The organism is Pseudomonas sp. CBC3 (assembly GCF_037967085.1).
GTDB lineage: Bacteria > Pseudomonadota > Gammaproteobacteria > Pseudomonadales > Pseudomonadaceae > Stutzerimonas.
Genome location: NZ_JBANEO010000001.1, coordinates 607,446 through 629,351 on the forward strand (window position 1 = coordinate 607,446; position 21,906 = coordinate 629,351).

At 62.6% G+C, this 21,906-nt stretch carries 16 protein-coding genes and 1 pseudogene; 8 read left to right on the forward strand and 9 right to left on the reverse strand.

The window, feature by feature from the left end:
- Nucleotide 1: 1 nt before the first annotated feature.
- From bcsD to V6943_RS02780, 6 genes are all read right to left on the reverse strand, one after another.
- Nucleotides 2–472 (reverse strand): cellulose biosynthesis protein BcsD, encoded by a 471-nt coding sequence (gene bcsD, locus V6943_RS02755; protein WP_131649492.1) that lies wholly within the window; start codon nt 470–472, stop codon nt 2–4.
- Complete coding sequence (locus V6943_RS02760) at nt 469–4,521, reverse strand: cellulose biosynthesis protein BcsC (RefSeq protein WP_340552539.1); 4,053 nt, start codon at nt 4,519–4,521, stop codon at nt 469–471. The genes bcsD and V6943_RS02760 overlap by 4 nt, the downstream gene beginning before the upstream one ends.
- Nucleotides 4,518–8,897 (reverse strand): UDP-forming cellulose synthase catalytic subunit, encoded by a 4,380-nt coding sequence (gene bcsA, locus V6943_RS02765; protein ID WP_340552540.1) that lies wholly within the window; start codon nt 8,895–8,897, stop codon nt 4,518–4,520. The genes V6943_RS02760 and bcsA overlap by 4 nt, the downstream gene beginning before the upstream one ends.
- 15 nt (nt 8,898–8,912) lie before the next feature.
- On the reverse strand, nt 8,913–9,698 hold the full coding sequence (gene bcsQ / locus V6943_RS02770) for a cellulose biosynthesis protein BcsQ (RefSeq protein WP_131649489.1): 786 nt from the start codon (nt 9,696–9,698) through the stop codon (nt 8,913–8,915).
- Complete coding sequence (locus V6943_RS02775) at nt 9,689–10,144, reverse strand: hypothetical protein (protein ID WP_131649488.1); 456 nt, start codon at nt 10,142–10,144, stop codon at nt 9,689–9,691. The genes bcsQ and V6943_RS02775 overlap by 10 nt, the downstream gene beginning before the upstream one ends.
- Nucleotides 10,145–10,328: 184 nt before the next feature.
- Nucleotides 10,329–10,991, reverse strand: a complete 663-nt coding sequence (locus V6943_RS02780) for a TetR/AcrR family transcriptional regulator (RefSeq protein WP_131649487.1) — start codon at nt 10,989–10,991, stop codon at nt 10,329–10,331.
- 129 nt (nt 10,992–11,120) lie between these two features.
- On the opposite strand from V6943_RS02780, the gene V6943_RS02785 reads away from it, so the two are divergent.
- From V6943_RS02785 to V6943_RS02805, 5 genes are all read left to right on the forward strand, one after another.
- Nucleotides 11,121–12,551, forward strand: coding sequence for a coniferyl aldehyde dehydrogenase (locus V6943_RS02785; RefSeq protein ID WP_131649486.1), 1,431 nt, complete (start codon nt 11,121–11,123; stop codon nt 12,549–12,551).
- A gap of 11 nt (nt 12,552–12,562) precedes the next feature.
- A complete protein-coding gene (locus tag V6943_RS02790; protein ID WP_131649485.1) occupies nt 12,563–13,090 on the forward strand; it encodes a twin-arginine translocation pathway signal protein in 528 nt (175 codons plus the stop codon).
- A 32-nt stretch (nt 13,091–13,122) separates the two neighbouring features.
- A complete protein-coding gene (locus tag V6943_RS02795) occupies nt 13,123–14,718 on the forward strand; it encodes a GMC family oxidoreductase (RefSeq protein ID WP_340552541.1) in 1,596 nt (531 codons plus the stop codon).
- A 94-nt stretch (nt 14,719–14,812) separates the two neighbouring features.
- Nucleotides 14,813–15,295, forward strand: coding sequence for a pantetheine-phosphate adenylyltransferase (coaD, locus tag V6943_RS02800; RefSeq protein ID WP_131649483.1), 483 nt, complete (start codon nt 14,813–14,815; stop codon nt 15,293–15,295).
- Between the two features lie 137 nt (nt 15,296–15,432).
- Nucleotides 15,433–15,684: a YfhL family 4Fe-4S dicluster ferredoxin gene (locus V6943_RS02805; protein WP_131649482.1), complete on the forward strand. Its 252-nt coding sequence runs from the start codon at nt 15,433–15,435 to the stop codon at nt 15,682–15,684.
- Between the two features lie 119 nt (nt 15,685–15,803).
- Here the strand turns inward: V6943_RS02805 and V6943_RS02810 are convergent, their stop codons facing one another.
- Nucleotides 15,804–16,145 carry a multidrug transporter gene (locus V6943_RS02810; RefSeq protein WP_131649481.1) on the reverse strand — a complete coding sequence of 114 codons (342 nt, stop codon included), beginning with the start codon at nt 16,143–16,145 and terminating at the stop codon, nt 15,804–15,806.
- A 112-nt stretch (nt 16,146–16,257) separates the two neighbouring features.
- Nucleotides 16,258–17,070: a bifunctional DNA-formamidopyrimidine glycosylase/DNA-(apurinic or apyrimidinic site) lyase gene (gene mutM / locus V6943_RS02815; RefSeq protein ID WP_340552542.1), complete on the reverse strand. Its 813-nt coding sequence runs from the start codon at nt 17,068–17,070 to the stop codon at nt 16,258–16,260.
- A 180-nt stretch (nt 17,071–17,250) separates the two neighbouring features.
- On the opposite strand from mutM, the gene V6943_RS02820 reads away from it, so the two are divergent.
- Together V6943_RS02820 and V6943_RS02825 are read left to right on the forward strand one after the other, a co-directional pair.
- Complete coding sequence (locus V6943_RS02820) at nt 17,251–17,790, forward strand: type 1 glutamine amidotransferase domain-containing protein (protein WP_340552543.1); 540 nt, start codon at nt 17,251–17,253, stop codon at nt 17,788–17,790.
- Nucleotides 17,791–18,136: 346 nt separating this feature from the next.
- Nucleotides 18,137–19,333, forward strand: a complete 1,197-nt coding sequence (locus V6943_RS02825) for a class I SAM-dependent rRNA methyltransferase (protein WP_340552544.1) — start codon at nt 18,137–18,139, stop codon at nt 19,331–19,333.
- A gap of 206 nt (nt 19,334–19,539) precedes the next feature.
- Here V6943_RS02825 and V6943_RS20345 read toward each other — a convergent pair.
- Nucleotides 19,540–19,612 (reverse strand): annotated as a pseudogene (locus tag V6943_RS20345) (sigma 54-interacting transcriptional regulator); the annotation flags it as partial.
- A 440-nt stretch (nt 19,613–20,052) separates the two neighbouring features.
- On the opposite strand from V6943_RS20345, the gene ilvD reads away from it, so the two are divergent.
- Nucleotides 20,053–21,891: a dihydroxy-acid dehydratase gene (gene ilvD, locus V6943_RS02835; RefSeq protein WP_340552546.1), complete on the forward strand. Its 1,839-nt coding sequence runs from the start codon at nt 20,053–20,055 to the stop codon at nt 21,889–21,891.
- The last annotated feature ends 15 nt before the right edge of the window (nt 21,892–21,906 follow it).

Below are 21,906 nucleotides of genomic sequence, written 5' to 3' on the forward strand. Positions count from 1 at the left end.
TCTAGGCGCCATGGCAGCGGAACACCAACGCCATTTCGACCTGTTCCGTACAGCTGACCCTCAACGGCGCACCTTCACCGAGCACCACCAGCCAGGCCTCATACAGGCCTTCCAGCAACGCCGCCATCGCTGCTTGCCATTGGCTGGAGCCGCCGCCCGCACCGGGATATGCGCCGTGGGTCAGCGTCAGGCTTCTTCCATCGGTGGTCAGGGTTACCCAGCCCCAGTCCATGCCGAGCCATTGGTTGTTGATAGCCTCTTCGAGTGCTTCGAGCGTGCTCGCGCTCGGCGTTCCAAGCTCGTTGGCCATACGGCGACCTACATGGCGCATGAACGCACAACCATCGTGCTCGCCCGCCGAATCGAACATTTCTCCGACCAGCGCCTGCAGCATGGGAAGGCCCTGGGCACTGCCGCGCTGCTTGGCCAGGTACGCCAGGCTGCGTGTTTCGATTGGGTTAGCCGAGGTCAAGGCAGTTTCTCCAGGTTGTGTTTGATGTAGATCGAGCCGGTGGTCTCTTTGTACTCACCGAAACTGTCATAGCCCAGCGCACCGCCAACCTTGGTCTGATCGCCGAGCTTGTATTCGAGTTTGCCGCGCAGGTTGACCGCCATACCGCTCTCGCTTTGCCCGCTGTATCGGCTCTGTACCTGGACGCTGTTGTCGGTGACATACTCGCTGACCACCGCCTGCACTGCCTCCAGCGCGCCCTGCATTTCGGAGTCGTTGGGGAAATAATCGGCGCTGTCCTGACTGTAGGACTGGTAACCCAGCGCGCCACCAACCTGCATGTCCCAGCGCTTGCCGAACGACTGCGTCCACTGCACCGGCAGCGAGACGCCCACGTAGTTTTCCGGACTGAAATAACCGCCATGACCCGAGGTATAAAAACCAAGGTTCTTGTCGAAGCTCATCCAGTCCAGACCAACCCCGACTTGCAGCTGGCGATCCTGTTCCTGAATCGGCCGGACGTAGATACCGCTACTGAAACCCAGGCCGGTGTTGTCGACGACGTTTTTCCCGGCGTAACGATCGGCCTTGCCGCCGACATAGAACCCCGCGCTGCCGTTATCGTAGCTGTACTGTATGCCGGCGCCGGTGCGCGTTACGGCCCCCCATTCCTTGCCGGTCAGCGGGTCCTTCGAGCCCGCATAGGACAGCAGGCTGTCGGTGACCGCGCGGCGATGGACGTCAATGTCCAGCCGGCCATTCTGGCCCAACTTCGGCGATACCTTGATCCCACCGACGATATTGGTCTGGCTGAAGCCCAACGGCGTGGTGCCGATGTCTGCGCTGATCAGATCTCCCTTGTAGGCGAGATTGAGGGCGACGCCAGCCTCGTTCTGCGAGCCGGGTTTATAGCTGTCCAGCAGCTTTTCCGGCGTGTTCGCAAGCAGATTGTTGCGAACTGCCGTGGCGTCCTCGATTGACAAGCCTTCGGCGATCAGCCCCTGTTGAATGCCTGATGCCATCTCCTCGCGGCTGGTGGACAGCAGCTCGGCACGCTCCTGAGCGGTGAGCGCTCGGTTTTCGCTCTGGAACACCTGTTGGGTGCGTACTTGCAGCCGTGTCTGGTAATCCGTTTCGACAGCCAAGCGGAAGGCACTGGCCGAGCCGTTGACGAGACCCGCCGGGATAGCATGACTGCCAAAGCGGGTTGCCGCCGAATCGCTGGCCGTACCCGCACTGAGGCTCACCGGCGTCGCCGTCACTTCCAGTCGCCCCGACTCCAGCGGCACGGTGGAAAGCGTCATCGGTGCCGAGAATTCGGTGAGTTTGCTCAGGCCTGCCTCGCCATCGCGGGCACGCAGCTGGCCACCGACGGAAACGAACGATGCGGTCTGCTCACGCACTTGAGTCAGAGCGTTGTCGATATCACGTAGCAGCGGGTCGCCCACCGGCGCCGATTGCGTGGCGGCACCGGCGAACGGCTGGCGCTGCAGATAAGCGGGCAGCGAGCTGTCGACCGCCGCCAGCGAATAGGCTGAAGGGTCGCTGGCCTTGCGGAAGGGATTGGTCTGGACGAATGGCCGGGCGCCCTGAGCCAGCAGCAGCGAACCCTGCCCCGCCAACCGCCGTTGTTGCTGCCGCTGAGCGTTTTCCAGCAGGATGCGCGCTTGCTGATGCTGCCCCTTAGCCTGGGCAACACGCGCACGCAGGAACAGCCGGCGCGGTTCGTCCATGCCAGTGGCGGACGCGAGCAACGCATGGGCGCGGTCGGGCTGCTTGTTGCCAAGCGCCGCATTGACGCCGCCTTCGATGGCTTCCGCGTGGTTCGGCTGGCGCTGCAGGACGTGGTTGTACACGCTCGCCGCTGCCGGATACATCTTGCCGTCGTTGTACAACCGCCCCATCGCCAGCAGCAGCTCGTCGTTAGCCGGCGAGACGTTGATGCGCGCCATCAGGGTGTCGTAGGCGCCCGCGAAGTCGCCTTGCAGACGCTGATTATCGGCTTGGGTAATGGCCAGCCCATCGCGCAGCTGATCGATGCTGGCCTGGTCCTGCGCGGTAAGTTCGCCGCGCTGGGCGAGCCTCCTCATCAGCACATCGGCCTCGGCGCTCTGACCGGTCTTGCCCAGCACGGCGAGATGGCCCAGATAGCCTTGCACCGGCCCGTCGACGGTGTCGGACAAATCGTCACGCACCAGACTCAACGCCAGTCCCGGCTCGCCGAGATCGGCCAGAGCCTCGGCAATCCTTCCTCGGGCCGCCAGATCCTTTGGTGCATTGTCGTACAGCTCACGCAGCGCCTGGCGGGCAACGACTGGGTTCCCGGTGCTCGCCTGCTGGCGTGCGGTTGCGATGCGTTCGTTGACCGCCACGCGCTGCTGCAGCTCGCGCATTTCCAGGGTCTGCTGCACGGGCGGAACCTGCGCGAGCAATTCGGACGCCTCGTCCCAGCGCGACTGCTCGCTTGCCAGCAGCGCCGCCGCATGGCGCGATTCGGCGTCGGGTCGCTGGCCGAGTGGCGCCATCATCCGCTCCGCCTGTTCGGCTTCGCCCTGTACGTTCAGCAAACGCGCATAGGCCAGCCGAACCCAGGGATCGGCTGGCGCCATCGCAAGCGCCTCGGCGTAGAGTTGAGCCGCGCCGTCGACATCGCCGTTTTTTTCCAGCGATTCGCCGCGTTCGCGCAGCGCCTGGGCCTCTATTCGCTCAACCGAAACCAGACTCTGCTTGGCCAGTGCAGGCGTGCTACGCAGAAGTTGCGCAGCGCCTTGAATATTCCGTTGGCCCAGGAGGCTGTTGTACAAGCCGAGCTGGCTCGCGGAATCGTTCGGCGAAGCCTGCAGATTCTGCCGATAGACGGCCTCGGCCTCGGCCGGCCGTTCATCGCGCAAGAGCAACTCGCCCAAAAGCAGATTCGCCGTCCTGCGTTGATCCGCCGTGCCTGGTTTCAGTTGCCGGACCTGCTTTTCGGCCCCTGCGATGTCACCTGTATCGCGTGCTTTGCGTGCATCGGCCAGTCGGCTATAGAAATTCGCATCGCGCAGGGCCGCGGCCCATTGCTGCTTTTTCTTGGGCGCCAGCTTGATGGCCTTGCTCAGGCTGGCAGCGGCCTGCGCGTACTGCTGATTGCGCAGCTGCACGACGCCAAGCCCGCCCCACGCGTCGGCGTCCTTAGGGTTCTTGCTGATCGCTGCCCTGAAGTTCGCCAGCGCGGTGCCTGTCTCGCCCTTGCTCAACGCAGTGAAACCCGCACCCCGTTCCTGGCCCTGCTTGGCCGTCTGGGCCCGCGCTATAGCCGCTTCGTACTGTTGGCCAATCTCCTGATCCTGCGGATTAGCCGCCATGTACTGCTCGTAGCGCGCGCGGTCCGCTTCAGTCGGCGAGAGCCAGAGCAGCGCCTGACGCCAGGCGCCGCTCGCCGATGCGGAAGCCGGCGCAAGCTCGGCGAGCCGCTCGATGCCTTGACGGCGAGTCTCTTCGCGATAAGTCAGTGCCCGGGCGTAGGCGAGTTGCACGCCGGCATCGGTGGGCTGATCTTCGGCCAGGCGCTTCAGGCCCTCCACGCCTTCCTTCCAGGATGCCGCATCGCCGGCGAGAGTCTGGTAGTACTCCGAAGCAAGATCCGGCGACGGAATGCCGCCGTTCAGCAGCGCGCGATAACCTTTGATCGCTTCCTGCGTACGGCCACGGCTGGCCAATTGGCGCACCGCAGCGAGCGCCCGGTCGTCTATCTGTGCGCGGCGGTCGGCGCTGTTCAGGCTGGCCAAATAATGACTATCGGGGCTGGCAGCTCGGAGGCGCTCGATCCATTGCTTCCGCGCCTGCTTGTCCTGCGCGTAGAGCGCCATGCGATACAGCGCTTCTTCGGCATTCGGACGCACCAGCAGCGCGCGATCCAGCACCTGACGCGCCATTTCCAGTCGATTGCGTTCGTGCCAGAGATCGGCCTGCTGCATCAGCACGGAAAAGCCATCGTTCGGCGCTGGCGCGGTCTGGGACCAGCCCAGCACCGGCAACAAGCTGCAGAAGATGGCAAGGGACAGCGGACGTGGCCGAAACCGACTCATCATGATTGCTCCCGGCGAGCCGCACGGGCACGCAGCAGAGGATAAAGACAGGCGGCCGCCACGGCAGCGGCGATCAGCAGCATGAACATCAATAAGAAGGGGCGCTCACTGAAGAGCCAGCGCGCGTATTTGTTGAGGGGAAGCGTGCCGTAGGTGAGTTGCTGGCCGACTCGATAGCTCATGACCCGATTGTTGCTTTCGAACACGGCGAGGTCACCCCGAATGTCAGTGTTCAGCTGGGCATTCTCGAGCCGCTGCACCGCATCCGGCAGCCACTCCTGACGACTCGCCAGCAGCATGACCATGATCCGCGTGTCATCCACGGGGGATGCAGCGCTTAGCAGCCCCTGAAAATTCTGATAGCCGGAGAGCGTCCGGTCGGCGGCATCGGTTTCCCGCCCCCAATCGCCCTTGGCCAAGGTGATCGCGCGCTCCAGCGGACTCTGCTCCCGCACCCGCAAATGCGCGTCTTCGCGGCGAAACGCCGACTTCGCCAGCAGCGGGTCGACTTCGAGCCGCGCGCCGATCTGGCCGACCACCAGCAGATCCTTTCCCTTCATCGTGTCGCTCAGCTGACTGCCGAGCTGCACGCGCAAGCCGCGCGCGGGATAGCCGCTGGCATTGCCAAAGCGGCCGGCCAGTTCCAGCAAGGCTTGCAACTCGGACTCCGCAGGCGATTTCGGCAGGATCGCCAGGGTCTCTGACAGGTCGGCCATGCGCGTGAACGGAAAACCCGCGCCGACGAAAAAGGAGAGGTTGGGCAGCTGCGCGAAGTGGTAGGTCTTGGAAAGATCGATCGTCGAGTCGCCCTCGATGGCCGAATAGGCAGCGTCCGGCAGGCTGCTACCGCACTCCGAGGTGTCGCCGTAATCCAGGTTGAAATAGAAGTCGAGCCGGTTCTGCCCGTAGATCAGATAGGCGGGAATCGGCACCACGATTTCTTCCAGCCGCGAGGGATAGCCAAGCCGCTGTTTGGCCTTTTCGAACAGTCCGGGCTTGAGCACCGGCAGCGAGGTCAGGTAGTTGTCGTTCAGGGCGATATCGAGGCGCGACTTCGAGGCATCGAACCACTCGCCCTCCGGGAAGCGGTAATGCAGGCGCAGCGGGATATTGCCGTTGCGCCAGACGAAGGTATCGGGCGCCGCGCGGAAGTCGATGGTCATCTGCCCAGGCATGAGGCTGGTACTGGTCAGCGCGCCCTCCTCCGTCAGCTGCGCCAGCGGCACAGGCTCATCCGTGCGCAACCAGGCGGGCGCGTCGAACGGCACTCTGGGTGCAACCGGACGAGCCTGTACCCGCGCGCGATCGCCGGTCAGGCCCTGGCTCTGCAACGTCAGCACGTCGACGGCGACTTTCAGCTCGTTGGCATCGCGCCCCAGCACGAGCAACAACTTGGACAGAGGCTGGCGGGGGTTGTCGATCACCGCCAGCGTCGGACCTTCGATCACTGGCAATTCGATCCCATCGGGCAGTGCACCGGCGGTCGCGATCAAGATGGCGTTGGTGGTCGGCAGCTCGTCGTAATGGACAGGAAAACGCGCGCTGCGGTAGCCGGCCTGCGCACCGAAGTACGAAGCGACCGCCGCAGCACTTTCGGCCATGGCGGCGTTTGGCTCGGCACCGAAGATGAACGGCAGCGTGACGATGCCCTGGCTGGCAGGGTCGAAGAACGGCTGCGGCAACGCGGCCAGGTCGTTGACCATTGGCAGCGGCTGCGTGACCAGTTCGATCGCTGAACTGCGGCTGAGTGTCGCCCAGAGCGCCGGGTTGAACGGATTCTCGCACTGGTCCGAATAATGGGCGCGCAGGCGAAAAATCAAGCGGTTGTAGGGCAGCATCATCATTGGATCGAGCGGCACTTCGAGGCTCTGACCGGACGCGGTATCCGGCGTGAGCGCAACGCGCTGGATCAATTCGCCGTTGAGCAGGACTTCCAGGTCGCTAGTTTCCGGCAGCAGCCGGTCCGAGTGGCTCATGGTGAGCTTCAGGCGCGCTTCGGTGACCAGATCCTGCTGGCTGACGGAAAACGGGACGTTCAACTCACCGCGCATCCCACGAATGGAGGGATCGCTGGCAAAGCCCAGTTTGCCAAACGTCAGCGTCTCCACCCGGGTCGGTACGCTAAACACCGGTACAGGTAGCTCAACGGTCTCTGCCTGCGGCGCGGGAAGATCGGGCAATGGCGAAACCTGCGCGAGCGTAGTGTTCGGCGCTATCACCGACGCCGCCGTGAACACGGCCACCAGAACCATGGCGGCGGCATTCGATACGGGCCGTTCAAGGGGTTTCGCGCTTTCACCGGACGCATACTTTTTGCGTCGTCGGAGCAAAGGAGAAATCGCGGTTCTGACGACCAGTAACAGCGAGCGCAGCGGCCGGTCTCGGCCTGGTGATTCGAGCGGCAACCATGCATCCGCCCGGCCCATGATGATACGAACGAGTTCGCGTCGCTGAGCGATTCCAGGCGCCTGGAAGTTGAGGCGCAAGATGCCGGGCTCTGCGCCGGACACTTTCACTTCGAAGATCTGGGAACGTTCGCCATAAGTTATTTCGGCATACTCGACCACCTCGGTGAGCATTTCCTCCGTCGGCAATGCCAGGCGCATTCCGCCCATCGAGATATCTTCGGTAGTCGTTTGCAACGTGCGGCCGTTGTCCAGATGCAGCACGACCGGCAACTTGATATCGATCCGAATCGTTTCCCGTACCTGACGCTTTTCGTGTGCAACGGCGATGGCAGCGAACAACAGCACCAGGCTGAACAGGGCCCAGGCAATGTTCAGAGCCAGTACGTAGGGGTTTGGCGCAATGGTGGCGAGCCAGAAGTACCGTACGCAGCCGAGCGCGATCCCGAGCAACAAAACGGCGGCAACGATGATATGAGGCCGCACGATGCGCGCATCGAAGTAATCCTTGTCCAGCAGATCGCCTTTGTCCGTCACGTTGAATTTGCCGCGCTTCGGGCTGAATAGCGTGACGAGCGTCGGCAAGACAATGTGAAAACAAAGGACCGTCTCGTATATCTCGCCCCAGAAGGTGTAACGGTGCTTACCCTGGATACGGGTATTGGTGATGATCGCGACGGCCAGATGCGGCAACGCATAGACGAAAATGGCGGCAGCCGACGAAAAGATGATGTTCTGGTCCAGCAGCAGATACGCGAGCGGAGCCGTCAAAAAGACGATGCGCGGCAGGGCGAATTGAAAGTGCAACATCGCGTTCAGGTAGCAAAGCCGCTGCGGCAACGACAACCCGCGCCCCAGCAGCGGATTGTCCAGACGCATGATCTGTGTCATTCCGCGCGCCCAGCGAATGCGTTGTCCTACGTGCAGGACAAGACGCTCTGTCGCCAACCCCGCTGCGAGCGGTATTCCAAGAAATGCGGTATTCCAGCCCTTACGCTGGAGTTTGAGCGCCGTATGGGCATCTTCGGTCACGGTTTCCACCGCGAACCCATTGGTATCTTCCAGCGCTCGGCGGCGAATGACGGCACAGGAGCCACAAAAGAATGTGGCATTCCAGAAGTCATTACCCTTTTGTACGGGCCCGTAAAAGAGCTCGCCCTCGTTGGGCACCTTGCGACCCGCCGAAAGGTTCCGCTCGAACGGGTCGGGGGAATAGAAGTGGTGCGGCGTCTGGATCAAGGCCAGCTTCGGGTCGTCCAGAAATGCGCCGACTGTGGCCTGCAGAAAAATCTGCGTCGCCACGTGGTCGCAATCGAAGATGCAAATCAGCTCGCCGTGGGTCTTCGCCATGGCGTGATTCAGATTGCCGGCCTTTGCATGGTTATTGTCGGACCGGGCGATATAGCCGACACCCGCCGCTGCGGCGAATGCGCCGAATTCAGGGCGTTTGCCGTCGTCGAGAATGTAAATGCTCAGCTTGTCACGCGGGTACGCCAGGTTCTGCGCGGCGAGCACGGTGTCCTGAACGACGCTCAGGCTCTCGTTGTAGGTCGGGATATAGACATCGACGGTCGGCCAGAGCGAAACATCCTCCGGCAACGGCGCAATACGGCGCTCCAGTGGCCATGCGGTCTGGATGTAGCCAAGGATCAGGATGACCAAGGTGTAAATCTCGGCCAGATAGAGCCCGAATCCGAGGAAGGTTTCGAGCCCATTGCCGAACACCAGCGTTTCGGTCGTGCGCCAGTACATGTATCGCAGCGAGACGGTGACCGAGATGACGATCATCACCAACGTCATCAAGCGGCTGCGCATCCTGCCCAGCACGAGTGCGGCACCGATGGTGGTGACCATCAGCAGGGCCTGCATTTCCAACGCCATCGGAACGACGACGACCAGACCCAGAGCGGCGAGCGAGCAGCACAGCACCAGGTTAGCCAGGACTTGCCTGGCCAGGCCAATTTCGTGCGACATGGATTAAAACCTTCCTTAGTTCCGGTGAGCCTGACGGTGGGCCTGGCTATGCTCGAGTCGTTGCGCCAAACGACGAGCTATCTGGTCGATGTCGTGCGCTGACGCCGCGGCAGGCTCGAAGGTAAAGACGGTTTGCTGCGTAGCAAGGGCCTCGGCGAGCGCCTCGTCACGGTGAACCATGCCCAGCACCTGGCTTCCAAGCCTCGCACGAAGAAACTCGGTTACGTCCTGATTGAGTCGCCGACGCCTGTCTACCTGATTGACGATATATCCAACCGAGCTCAGGTCGTTTCGCGAATAACGGTAGAAGTCGCCCTGCTCGATCTTCGGCAACTGGGATATCGATCCCGAATCCGCCAGCAATACGGCGACCCGATAATCGGCGATGCGATCCAGCGCATCGAGTGCCGCGGTCGGCCCCGGAGGCGTGTCCGCTATCACCATCAAACCGGGGACCGCCAGAAAGTCACGCAGCCCCTCCGCGAGTACGTTGGGATCTTCACGAAGATGCCGTTCGAAAAGCTGCGTCGCTTCCGCCGAGCAATCGCCATAAGGCAACACGCGAATTCCGCTCTGCGTGGTCAGGCTGAGCCGGCTCCAATTGGGCTGGTGTGGCGCATGAGCGACATAACCACGGTCGTCGTTGAGCGCAATGCCCAAATGTAGACGAAGCGCGTTCTGCACGTCGAAATCGATGATGACGACCGGATGACCAAGACGCTGCAAGGCAAAGGCGAGGTTAGCAGCCAGGGTCGTTTTACCAACGCCCCCTTTGGGCGAGGTTATGCAGATCAATGGCATCGGCTAATAGCCTTCAATAGCTGTACCAGGTCGGTATGCTGTGCTTCTGGCGGTGGATTAATGATCGTTTTACGGAACAGATGGCCAAAGCTTGGCTTTGCATCGTTCGCTTCGGCCGTTGGCCGTTGCACTGTAACGGTCGATTTCTCAGCGATTGGCTCCGGGACGATTGGCGCCTCGGCAACCATGCGCAGCGGCGGCATGCCGACGGACGTCAACATGGACCAATCAGCCTCACGCGCGATGGGGATGGGTTGGTTCGGCGGCTGGGCACCCGGCACGTCCGTGCTGGGAGCGGCATTAGCTGGATCCACGCTGCGAGAGACGGCGTTCAACAAACTCCAGTCGCTGGAGCCCGCATCCATCGAGGCGCCAAACTCGCGGAATTCGACGTTGCCACCGGTAAGCTCATTGAGACGTCGAATATCTGTGTCACGTCCGCTCATTTACATTTCTCCCAAACCATAGACAGCGCACAAACGCGTAGCCGAACGAGGCGATATCTCGCCCTGCGGCTGCGGCACTGCTATCAGTCTGAAAAGAACGTGCCACCACGCTAGTTTGATGGTGGCGCCATGCCATTATCAATGAATTTTTGTGATCATGATCAAGTCTGCCGACTGACGGCATTCAGACAAGTGAAGACATCGGTGCGTATAGCTGCCGGTAGAGCGCTTCGATCGACGATCGAGCATCTGCTGTCACGTAACCATCCTCGAGTGCCAGCAGCTGAAAGATGCCTCGGCGCAGGGACTCCCTGTTCAGCGCCTGGTTTGGCGCGCCGTCGGCGGTGCAGAGAAAGCGCACCCAGGACGTCATGATGATCCAGGCGTTGACCGACAGCGCCTCCACCTGACGCGGCGTCATGGCGAGGATCCTGGCGTCGACGAAGCCCTGATAGATCCGCTGCGCACTCAACAGATGGCGCCTGGCGAAGAGGCGATAGCGCTCGGCCAGCTGCTCATCGCTGCCCAGCAGATGTTCCAGATCCTGATGCATGAAGCGGTAATCCCACATCGCCGAGAGCAAGGCTTCGAGATAGAGGGTCTTGTCATCAATAGTCAGCGCGCGACCTACCGGCAGCTGCAAAAAACCATCGACATCCGCCTCATAGCGGCCAAACAGCTCGGCGATGATCATCTGCTTGTTGCGGAAGTGGTAATAGAGGTTGCCTGGCGAAATACCGAGATGCGCGGCGATATGGTTGGTGGTCACGCTGCGCTCACCCTGGCTGTTGAACAGCTCCAGGCTGGCCTCGAGGATGCGTTCGCGGGTATTGGGTTTTGCAGGCATCTGCGGCTCATCCGTCGTGCTTGAAGCAGAGGCGCAAAGATACCCCCGACGCCGCGTGCAAGCACCTCGATTGACAGACTAGAGCAATAACTCTAAAACATTCCGACCCTGCCCATATCGGACGTCGCCATGCCTGCCACTGTCGCCTATCTGGACCCGACACAATCCGAGATCGAACGCCTGCAGCCGCTGTTCGAGCGTCAACGCAAGGCATTCCAGGCCTATCCCAGCCCTGGCGCCGAGGATCGCCTGCAGTGGCTGGAAGCGTTGCACGATCTGCTCGCGCACCATCAGCAGCCACTGATCGAGGCCATCAGCGAGGACTTCGGCAACCGCTCGGCGGATGAAACGCGGCTGGCAGAGATCATGCCCAGCCTGCACGGCATTCGTTACGCCAAGCGCCGGCTGCGCCGCTGGATGAAGCCTTCGCGCCGCAGCGTCGGCATGGCGTTTCAGCCGGCCAGCGCACGGGTGGTTTATCAGCCGCTCGGCGTGGTCGGCATCATCGTGCCCTGGAACTATCCGCTGTATCTGGCCATCGGTCCGCTGATCGGCGCGCTGGCGGCGGGCAATCGGGTGATGGTGAAGATGAGCGAAGCCACTCCGGCGACGGGGCGGCTAATAAAGAAGCTGCTGGCGCAGATCTTCCCCGACGAGCAGGTCGCGGTGATCCTCGGCGAAGCCGATACGGGCATCGCCTTCTCGCAGCTGCCCTTCGACCACCTGCTGTTCACCGGTAGCACCAGCGTTGGGCGGCATGTGATGCGCGCCGCCGCGGAAAACCTGACGCCCGTCACGCTCGAACTGGGCGGCAAATCGCCCGCCATCGTCTCGGCCGAGGTACCGCTGGCCGACGCCGCCGAGCGTATCGCCTTCGGCAAGACGCTCAATGCTGGCCAAACCTGTGTCGCCCCGGATTACGTGCTGGTTCCACGGCAGCGTATCGAGGGTTTCGTCGATGCCTATCGAGAGGCCGTACGGCGTTTTTACCCGCAGCTGGCGGACAACCCTGACTACACCTCCATCATCAATCCGCGTCAGTACGCCCGGCTGCAGGGTTATCTGGACGATGCCCAAGCCAAGGGCGCCCGCGTGCTGCCGCTGTTCGAGCAAGGCCAGCAACGACGCATGCCGCACTGCATGGTGCTCGGCGTCAGCGATGACATGCAGCTGATGCAAGATGAGATTTTCGGCCCTTTGCTGCCCATCGTGCCCTACGACGACCTTGATCAGGCGCTTGCCTACATCAACGCCCGCCCCCGCCCGCTGGCGCTCTATTACTTCGGCTATGACAAGGCCGAGCAGCGCCACGTGCTGCGTCATACCCACTCCGGCGGCGCCTGCCTCAACGACACGCTGCTGCATGTCGCACAGGACGATCTGCCGTTCGGCGGCGTCGGCCCGTCCGGCATGGGCCACTATCACGGACACGAGGGATTTCTGACCTTCAGCAAGGCCAAGGGCGTTTTCGTCAAGCAGCGCTTTAACGCTGCGCGGCTGATTTATCCCCCGTACGGCAGAGCGCTGCAAAAACTGATCTACAAGCTCTTCGTGCGCTGAGCCCGCCACCGATGACAACCACGACCCGCCGCAGCCTGCTCAAGGTCGGCCTGTTCGGTAGCGCCGCGCTGGCCGGCGCCGGCCTGCTCGGCAGCCTCCCCGGTTGCAGTGCCGAGCGTCCGGCGAGTGGCTTCATACAGCTGCGCGACAGTGATCTGCCGATGCTGCGTCGCCTCACACCTGTGGTGCTGGAGGGCGCGATACCAGTGCCGGATACCGCCCGCGCCGTCACGAGCACCCTGGCGAGCCTCGACCAGGGGCTGGCGCACCTGCCACCTGCCGTATCGAAACAGGTCCAGCAACTGTTCGATCTGCTCAGCCTCCCGCTCACCCGGGGCCCGCTGACCGGGATCTGGGGCGGCTGGGGACAGGCGCAGGACACCGAAATCCAGGCGTTCCTGCAGCGCTGGGAGAACAGCTCGCTGGACCTGCTGCGACAAGGCTGCGCCTCGCTGCAGCAGATGATTCTGATGGCCTGGTACGGCCGTGTGGAATCTTGGGCGCACTGCGGTTACCCCGGGCCGCCCAGTATCTCGTGATCGATTGAATCCACCGTTATCAAGGAGCAGAGATGCCGGTAGCCGATCCCTTTGCAGAAGGCCTCGCCCGAGGTTGGAACGTCCGTGACGGCTCACGGCTCGAGCAGGACATTACCCTCGAGGCCGATATCGCCATCGTCGGCAGCGGCGCGGGCGGCGGCACCAGTGCAGAAATCCTCAGCGCGGCGGGCTTCAAGGTCCTGCTGATCGAGGAAGGCCCGCTTCGCAGCAGTCGTGACTTCGACATGCAGGAACCGGCGGCGTACGCCTCGCTCTATCAAGAGGCGATCGGCCGCACCAGCAAGGACGGCGCCATCACCATCCTGCAAGGACGCGCCGTCGGCGGCTCGACCTTGGTGAACTGGACGTCGAGCTTCCGTACCCCGACGCAGACACTCGAACACTGGGCTCGCGAACACGCCGTCAAAGGGCTTTCGCCCGAGACGCTGGCGCCCTGGTTCGAACGGATGGAGCGACGGCTGGGCGTCGAGCCCTGGCAACTGCCGCCGAATGCCAACAATCAGGTGATCCGCGATGGCTGCGAGGCCCTGGGCTACAGCTGGGCGGTGATTCCGCGCAATGTGCGCGGCTGCTGGAACCTCGGCTATTGCGGCATGGGCTGCCCGACCAACGCCAAGCAATCGATGCTGGTGACGACCATTCCCGCGAGTCTGGATGCCGGTGGCGAGCTGCTTTATCTCGCGCGCGCCGAACGACTCGTCGTGGAAAGGGAGCGGGTCACCGCCCTCGAATGCTTGGCTTTGGATTCACGCTGCATTGCCCCTACCGGACGCAAGATCCGCGTTCGCGCACGCCACTACATACTCGCCGGCGGCGGCATCAATACCCCGGCGATTCTGCTGCGTTCGGATGCCCCCGACCCACACCAACGCCTCGGTAGACGCACCTTCCTGCATCTGGTGAATTTCTCCGCCGCGCAGTTCGATAAGGTCATCAACCCTTTCTATGGCGCGCCGCAATCGGTCTACTCCGATCAGTTCCAGTGGGACGACGGCACCGGCGGTCGCATGTCCTACAAGCTCGAAGTGCCGCCCATTCATCCAGCCCTGGCCGCCACGCTGCTGGGCCGTTTCGGTGTCGACAACGCCTTGCGCATGCAGCAGCTGCCGCACACCAACGCCATGCTTGCGCTGATGCGCGACGGCTTCCATCCAGACAGCGCCGAAGGTCAGGTACAGCTGCGCAGCGACGGCTCACCCACACTCGACTATCGGATGACGAGCTATACCTGGGACGGTATCCGCCGCGCCTACCACAGCATGGCGGAGATCCAGTTCGCAGCCGGCGCCAAGGCGGTGCTACCGCTGCACAACGACGCCATTTACGCGAACAGTCTTGGACAAGCGCGCCAGATCATCGACGCGCTGAGCCCGGAGCTGTACCGCACGCGACTCGGCAGTGCCCACGTCATGGGCGGCTGCGCCATGGGTGAAGACCCGCGTCAGGCGGTGACCGACAGCCTCGGCCGGCACCATCAGCTGGACAATCTCTCGATTCACGACGGCTCGCTGTTTCCCACCAGCATCGGCGCCAATCCGCAGTTATCGATCTACGCCCTGACCGCCAAACTCTCCAGCCAGCTGGCCGATCGCCTGAAAACAGCCTGACCGCCGCTCTGCCAAGGCCATCCGTTTTGATGCTTTACGCTGCCGTTACCGAGCCGCTACCATCCAACCCCCACGCATGCGTCAGGACGCCGCGATGAATCGAGTGCTGTATCCGGGAACCTTCGATCCGATCACCATGGGCCACACCGACCTGGTCGAACGCGCCTCACGCCTGTTCGACGAGGTGATCATTGCGGTCGCTGCCAGCCCAAACAAGAACCCCCTGTTCCCGCTGGAGCAGCGCGTGGCACTGGCGCAAGAAGTCACTTCGCATCTGTCGAACGTCAAGGTGATGGGCTTCTCCACGTTGCTGGCGCACTTCGTCGCCGAGCAGAAGGCCAACGTCCTGCTACGCGGTCTGCGTGCGGTCTCCGACTTCGAATACGAGTTCCAACTGGCCAACATGAACCGCCAGCTCGTTCCGGATGTGGAAAGCCTTTTCCTGACACCGTCAGAGAAGTTTTCCTACATTTCCTCGACGCTGGTGCGCGAAATCGCCCGGCTCGGCGGCGACGTCTCGAAGTTCGTTCATCCGTCCGTGATGAAGGCGCTGACCGAGCGCTACGCCTCGCGCTAAGGCATCCCAGATTTCGGGAGACGGACGATTAGCGACCGAAGGGTGATCACTGCCGCGTGCACCGGGCGAGCCGATGCGGCAAAATTGCGCGTCGTTTTTACCTGCGCTGCGGTCATGCCGCAGCTGGAGCTAGTTGGATGTCCCTGATAATCACCGATGACTGCATCAACTGCGACGTGTGCGAGCCCGAGTGCCCGAACAGCGCGATTTCCCAGGGCGAGGAAATCTACGTCATCGACCCCAACCTCTGCACCGAATGCGTCGGCCATTACGATGAGCCGCAGTGCCAGCAGGTTTGCCCGGTTGACTGCATTCCCCTCGATGCGAGCAATGTCGAAAGCAAGGCCGAGCTGATGCAGAAATACATGATCATCACCGGCAAGGCCTGATCACCCAGCCGCTCGCAATTTTTTACTGCTCAACGCAACACGGCTTCGCACGCGGTAACGCGGCGAAGCCGTGGGGAAAAAGCAAAGCGGACCGAGGCCTCGATCCGATGGCAGCGCGATCAATCCTGGCGGTTGTAACCGACGCGGGTACAACCCAGGCAGCGGGCGAAGGCCGCAGCACCGGGCTCGACCACCAGCGCCTTGCCGGTTTCCTTGATGCCGCCGCCCATGGCGGTAAATGGCAGGCTGACGACGAACAGGCCGGCACCGACGACGGTCGCCGCGATCAATAGAGGCCGCGCAATCAGCAGATCGCCGACGATCGAAAAGGCTTTGGGCGCTTCAACGGTATACATGGGATCGCCGCTGGCGTTCTGCTGCACCGATTGCGCCTGAGCCGGCATCGTCAGCAGGCCAGTGGTCAGGGCCAGAGCAACAGCGGTGGAACGAAACAGATTCATGGTGTGGTCCTTCAGCTGGGCGAAACGAGGCAGATGATTGTTGTGGCGGTCACTATAGCAGCGGCCGGCCGTTGTTGATCGTGAACGCCGTCAATGCCTGCGCAGCCGCCGGTCATCGCTGACAGCGGCCGCAGTAGACACTGGCCCGCTGACCCAGCCGGATCTCACGCAGGGTCGAACCGCAAGTTTTGCAGAAATCCCCGCCACGGCCATAGACGAATAGCTCCTGCTGAAAATAACCGGGTTTACCGTCGCCACCGACGAAGTCGCGCAATGTCGTGCCGCCGCGCTCGATGGCATGAGCGAGCACGCGCTTGATCTCGGCGGCGAGCTTCAGATAACGCGCCCGCGAAACGGCACCGGCAGCCCGCCGTGGGTCGATCCCGGCGGCAAACAATGCCTCGCTCGCATAGATGTTGCCGACGCCCACCACCACCGCGTTATCCATGATGAACGGCTTGACCGCCATGCTGCGCCCGCGTGACATCTGGAACAGACGATCGCCATCGAACACATCATCGAGTGGCTCCGGACCGAGATTGGCAAGCAGCGCATGGCTCAGCGGCTCATCGCTCCAGAGCAGAGCACCGAAACGTCGCGGATCGGTGTAGCGCAGCGCCATGCCGGACTCCAGGACGATATCGACGTGCTCGTGCTTGCCCACAGGTAGATCTGCCGGAACCAGCCGCAGGCTACCGGACATCCCCAGGTGAGCGATCAAGGTGCCCACCTCGGCCTTTATCAGCAGGTACTTGGCTCGGCGCTCGATCGCTTCGATGCGCTGGCCGGACAGCCGCACATCGAGATCTTCCGGGATCGGCCAGCGCAGCCGCCGCTCGCGCACGATGACACGGCTGACGCGTTGACCTATGAGATGTGGCGCGATGCCACGGCGAGTGGTTTCGACTTCAGGTAGTTCAGGCATGGCTATCGGGCAGATCGAGGACCGCCGAATCCTAGCATGGCGGTAGAGCGGCGGGCTTCCGGCTGCGAGCAAATCAGCCGAACGGATGGCGCAAGGCCATCAGCGAATAGGTGCGAACTTTGGCTGAGCTCATGGTCGGATTTCAAGTAGACAAAATCAAACCGACCAGGAGGAAACCAAATGACCGAGTCCCTGAAAGGCAAACGTGTGGCGGTTCTGGTGACCGACGGTTTCGAGCAAGTCGAGCTGACCGGCCCGAAGGAAGCGCTGGAGAAGGCCGGCGCGACCGCCGAGATCATTTCATCGTCCAATGGCGAAGTAACCGGCTGGAACCACACCACACCGGCGACCAAATTCCATGTCGACAGGACCTTCGACGCCATCCGCATGGAAGATTACGACGCACTGCTGTTGCCCGGCGGGGTGGTGAACTCCGACACGATCCGCACCGACGAAATGGCCCAGGAACTGGTGCGCGATGCCGCACGGGCGAACAAGACCATCGCGGTGATCTGCCATGGCGCCTGGCTGCTGGCCTCCGCCGGTCTGGTCAAGGGCAAACGCATGACCAGTTGGCCTTCGCTCACCGACGACCTGAAAAACGCCGGTGCCGACTGGATCGATGAGCAGGTGGTGGTCGACGGACACCTGATCAGCAGTCGCAAGCCGGACGACATCCCGGCATTCAGTAAGGCACTGATCGAGGCGCTAGCAGCATAAGAGCCGTTTGAGGCTGAAGGCTTGACGAATATCTGCACAGTACTCGTCCAGCTTCCAGTCTCGTAGGGTGGGCTTCAGCCCACCAAATACGATGCGGGCGGGGCTGAATGAATCCGGTGCGCTAAAGCACACCCTACGGACGTCGCTACAGCCTGGAAGATGGCCGGGCCGCGTTCCGCTTCAGCCCACCAACGCGATCTAGCGGATCGCCGCTCATGCCCTGCCAGGCCCTGCCCACCCAGAGCCGCTTAGGCGACAGCCGATCCAGACATAGCCTTGGCTTTTAACCAGAAGCTTGCAACCTGCCACTCCTATACAATGCCCGCATTTTTCCGGGAGCCCTCCGATGACCCTGCCCAGCCTGCGCCTCAAAGCCAACGCCGATCGCCGCCTGCGCGCCGGTCATCTGTGGGTTTACAGCAACGAGGTGGATACCGCTGCCACGCCGCTGAACGGCTTCGCCGCCGGTGACCAGGCGATTCTCGAGGCCGCCGGCGGCAAGCCGCTGGGCATCGTCGGTGTGTCGCCGAACAACCTGATCTGCGCCCGCGTGCTGTCGCGCGACCTCAAGCACAGCCTGGACAAGTCGCTGCTGGTACATCGCATTCAGGTTGCACTTTCCCTGCGCGAGCGCCTGTTCGATCAGCCTTGCTACCGCCTGATCTACGGTGATTCGGACCTGCTGCCAGGCCTGGTGGTGGACCGCTTCCATGATCATCTGGTGGTGCAGCTGGCTTCGGCGACCATGGAGCGCAACAAGGATGCCGTGCTCGAAGCGCTGGTCCAGGTGCTCAAACCGCGTGGCGTGCTGTGGAAGAACGACTCCAGCGCCCGTGATGCTGAGGGCCTTGAACGTTACGTCGACACCGCCTTCGGCGTGGTGCCGGAGTGGGTCGCGCTGGAAGAGAACGGCGTGAAATTCGAAGCGCCGGTGCTGCAAGGCCAGAAGACCGGCTGGTTCTACGACCACCGAATGAATCGCGCGCGCCTGGCGCCCTACGTCAAGGGCAAGCGGGTGCTCGATCTGTTCAGCTACATCGGCGGCTGGGGCGTACAGGCCGCGGCCTTCGGTGCCAGCGAGGTGTTCTGCGTCGACGCCTCGGCCTTTGCGTTGGATGGCGTCGAGCGCAATGCCGCGCTCAATGGCGTGGCGGAGAAGATGACCTGCGTCGAGGGCGATGCCTTCGAGGCGATGAGGGAACTGAAGAACGCCGAAGAACGTTTCGACGTGGTCATCACCGATCCGCCTGCCTTCATCAAGCGCAAGAAGGACCTGAAGAACGGCGAGGCCGCCTATCGCCGCCTTAACGAAACCGCGATGCGCCTGCTCAACAAGGACGGCATCCTGGTCAGCGCCAGCTGCTCGATGCATCTGGAGGAAGACAACCTGCAGAACATCCTGCTCGGCAGCGCCCGTCATCTGGATCGTAATATCCAGCTGCTCGAACGTGGCAGCCAGGGCCCGGATCATCCGGTCCACCCGGCAATTCCCGAGACGCGCTATATCAAGAGCCTGACCTGCCGGTTGCTGCCCAACGCCTGATCGCTCCGCACAATGATGGCGCCTCGGCTTTGTAGAGGTGCGCATAGCGCACCCTAATTCGAGTCATGCTGGGGATCGGAAGTGATGTTCGCTTCACGGCTGCGATCCGTTGGGCTTGATGGAATACCAATAGCCTCTCAACGTCGGCGAACACTCACCCTTCCTGACGTACTCACCGCGGTCGATCCGGTGGCAATTCGTGCAGCAGCTGGCGACCACTTCTTTGCCGCTGCCGGTCTCGCCGGCGATCAGCACGTCCACTTCGGTATCGGCGATGTGAGCGGATGGTCCGCCGCAGCATCGTCGTCGCCGCTGAGAAGGCGAACTCGACAAGGAGCAAATGGCCAAAGCCCTGGGCCGCCCCGGCAAGACGCCTGCCGTACCGGCAGCAGCGCCAGCACAAGCACCAGACGCACTGTCACAAACGGCCTGATCGCCAACTGCCCGCCACGACGCCCGACTTGCTCGGGTGTCGTGCTATATGTTCAACGCGCTGCCATTCACGAGCAGTAGACGACCATGCCTTTCGCCACCGCGCTGCCTGGGCTTAGAATCACCGTTCCTGCCCCACCTCAGGCGGACTCAAGAGCCTGGCCGAAGCAGCGGCGATCCCGCCTGACCATCCGGCCCCGCCCCGACAGACATCCACTCCGTTTGCCTCGGGCGAGCAGCACGCTCACCATACGCACAACCTGACCAGCCTTTGCAGGACGATTGCCATGCCTGATTACCGCTCGAAAACCTCCACGCACGGCCGCAACATGGCCGGTGCCCGCGCGCTGTGGCGCGCCACTGGCATGAAGGATGAAGACTTCAAGAAGCCAATCATCGCCATCGCCAACTCCTTCACCCAGTTCGTGCCTGGCCACGTGCACCTGAAAGATTTGGGCCAGCTGGTCGCCCGCGAGATCGAGAAGCACGGCGGCGTCGCCAAGGAATTCAATACCATCGCGGTCGATGACGGCATCGCTATGGGCCACGACGGCATGCTTTATTCGCTGCCATCGCGCGAGATCATCGCCGACTCTGTCGAGTACATGGTCAATGCCCATTGCGCCGACGCCATCGTCTGCATCTCCAACTGCGACAAGATCACCCCCGGCATGCTGATGGCCGCCCTGCGCCTGAACATCCCGGTGGTATTCGTCTCCGGTGGCCCGATGGAAGCCGGCAAGACCAAGCTGGCCAGCCACGGCCTGGATCTGGTCGACGCCATGGTCATCGCCGCCGACGAAAGCGCATCCGACGAAAAGGTCGCCGAGTACGAGCGCAGCGCCTGCCCGACCTGCGGCAGTTGCTCCGGCATGTTCACCGCCAACTCGATGAACTGCCTGGCTGAAGCCCTGGGCCTGGCCCTGCCCGGCAACGGTTCGACCCTGGCCACCCACAGCGACCGCGAACAACTGTTCCTGCGCGCCGGCCGTACCGTCGTCGAGTTGTGCCAGCGTTATTACGGTGAAGGCGACGAGTCGGTGCTGCCGCGCAACATCGCCAGCCGTCGCGCGTTCGAGAACGCCATGACCCTGGACATCGCCATGGGTGGCTCGACCAACACCATCCTGCACCTCTTGGCCGCCGCCCAGGAAGCCGAGGTCGACTTCGACCTGCGCGCCATCGACACGCTGTCGCGCAAGGTGCCGCAGCTGTGCAAGGTCGCACCAAACATCCAGAAGTACCACATGGAAGACGTGCACCGCGCCGGCGGCATCTTCTCCATTCTCGGCGAGCTGGCCCGTGGCGGCCTGCTGCACACTGACGTGCCGACCGTGCATAGCAAGACGCTGGCCGATGGCATCGCCCAGTGGGACATCACCCAGACTCAGGACGAAGCCGTACACACCTTCTTCAAGGCAGGCCCGGCCGGCATCCCGACGCAGACGGCCTTCAGCCAGTCGACCCGCTGGGAGACGCTGGACCTGGACCGCGCCGAAGGCTGCATCCGCAGCGTCGAGCACGCCTACTCGCAGGAAGGCGGCCTGGCCGTGCTCTACGGCAACATCGCGCTGGATGGCTGCGTGGTGAAAACCGCGGGCGTGGATGAATCCATCCACGTGTTCGAGGGCACCGCGAAGATTTTCGAAAGCCAGGACAGCGCCGTGAAGGGCATCCTCAATGACGAAGTGAAGGCCGGCGATATCGTGATTATCCGCTACGAAGGCCCGAAAGGCGGTCCCGGCATGCAGGAGATGCTCTACCCGACCTCGTACCTCAAATCCAAAGGACTGGGCAAGGATTGCGCGCTGCTCACCGACGGCCGTTTCTCCGGTGGCACCTCAGGCCTTTCCATAGGCCATGCTTCGCCGGAAGCAGCCGCAGGCGGCGCCATCGGCCTGGTGCGCGACGGCGACAAGGTACTGATCGATATTCCCAACCGCAGCATCCAGTTGCAGGTCAGCGATGAAGAGCTGTCCCACCGCCGCATCGAGCAGGACAAGAAGAGCTGGAAGCCGGCTCAGCCTCGCGCACGCAAGGTGACCACGGCGCTCAAGGCCTACGCCCTGCTCGCCACCAGCGCCGACAAGGGCGCGGTGCGCAACAAGGCGATGCTGGAAGACTAACCGCTACGCCGTTAC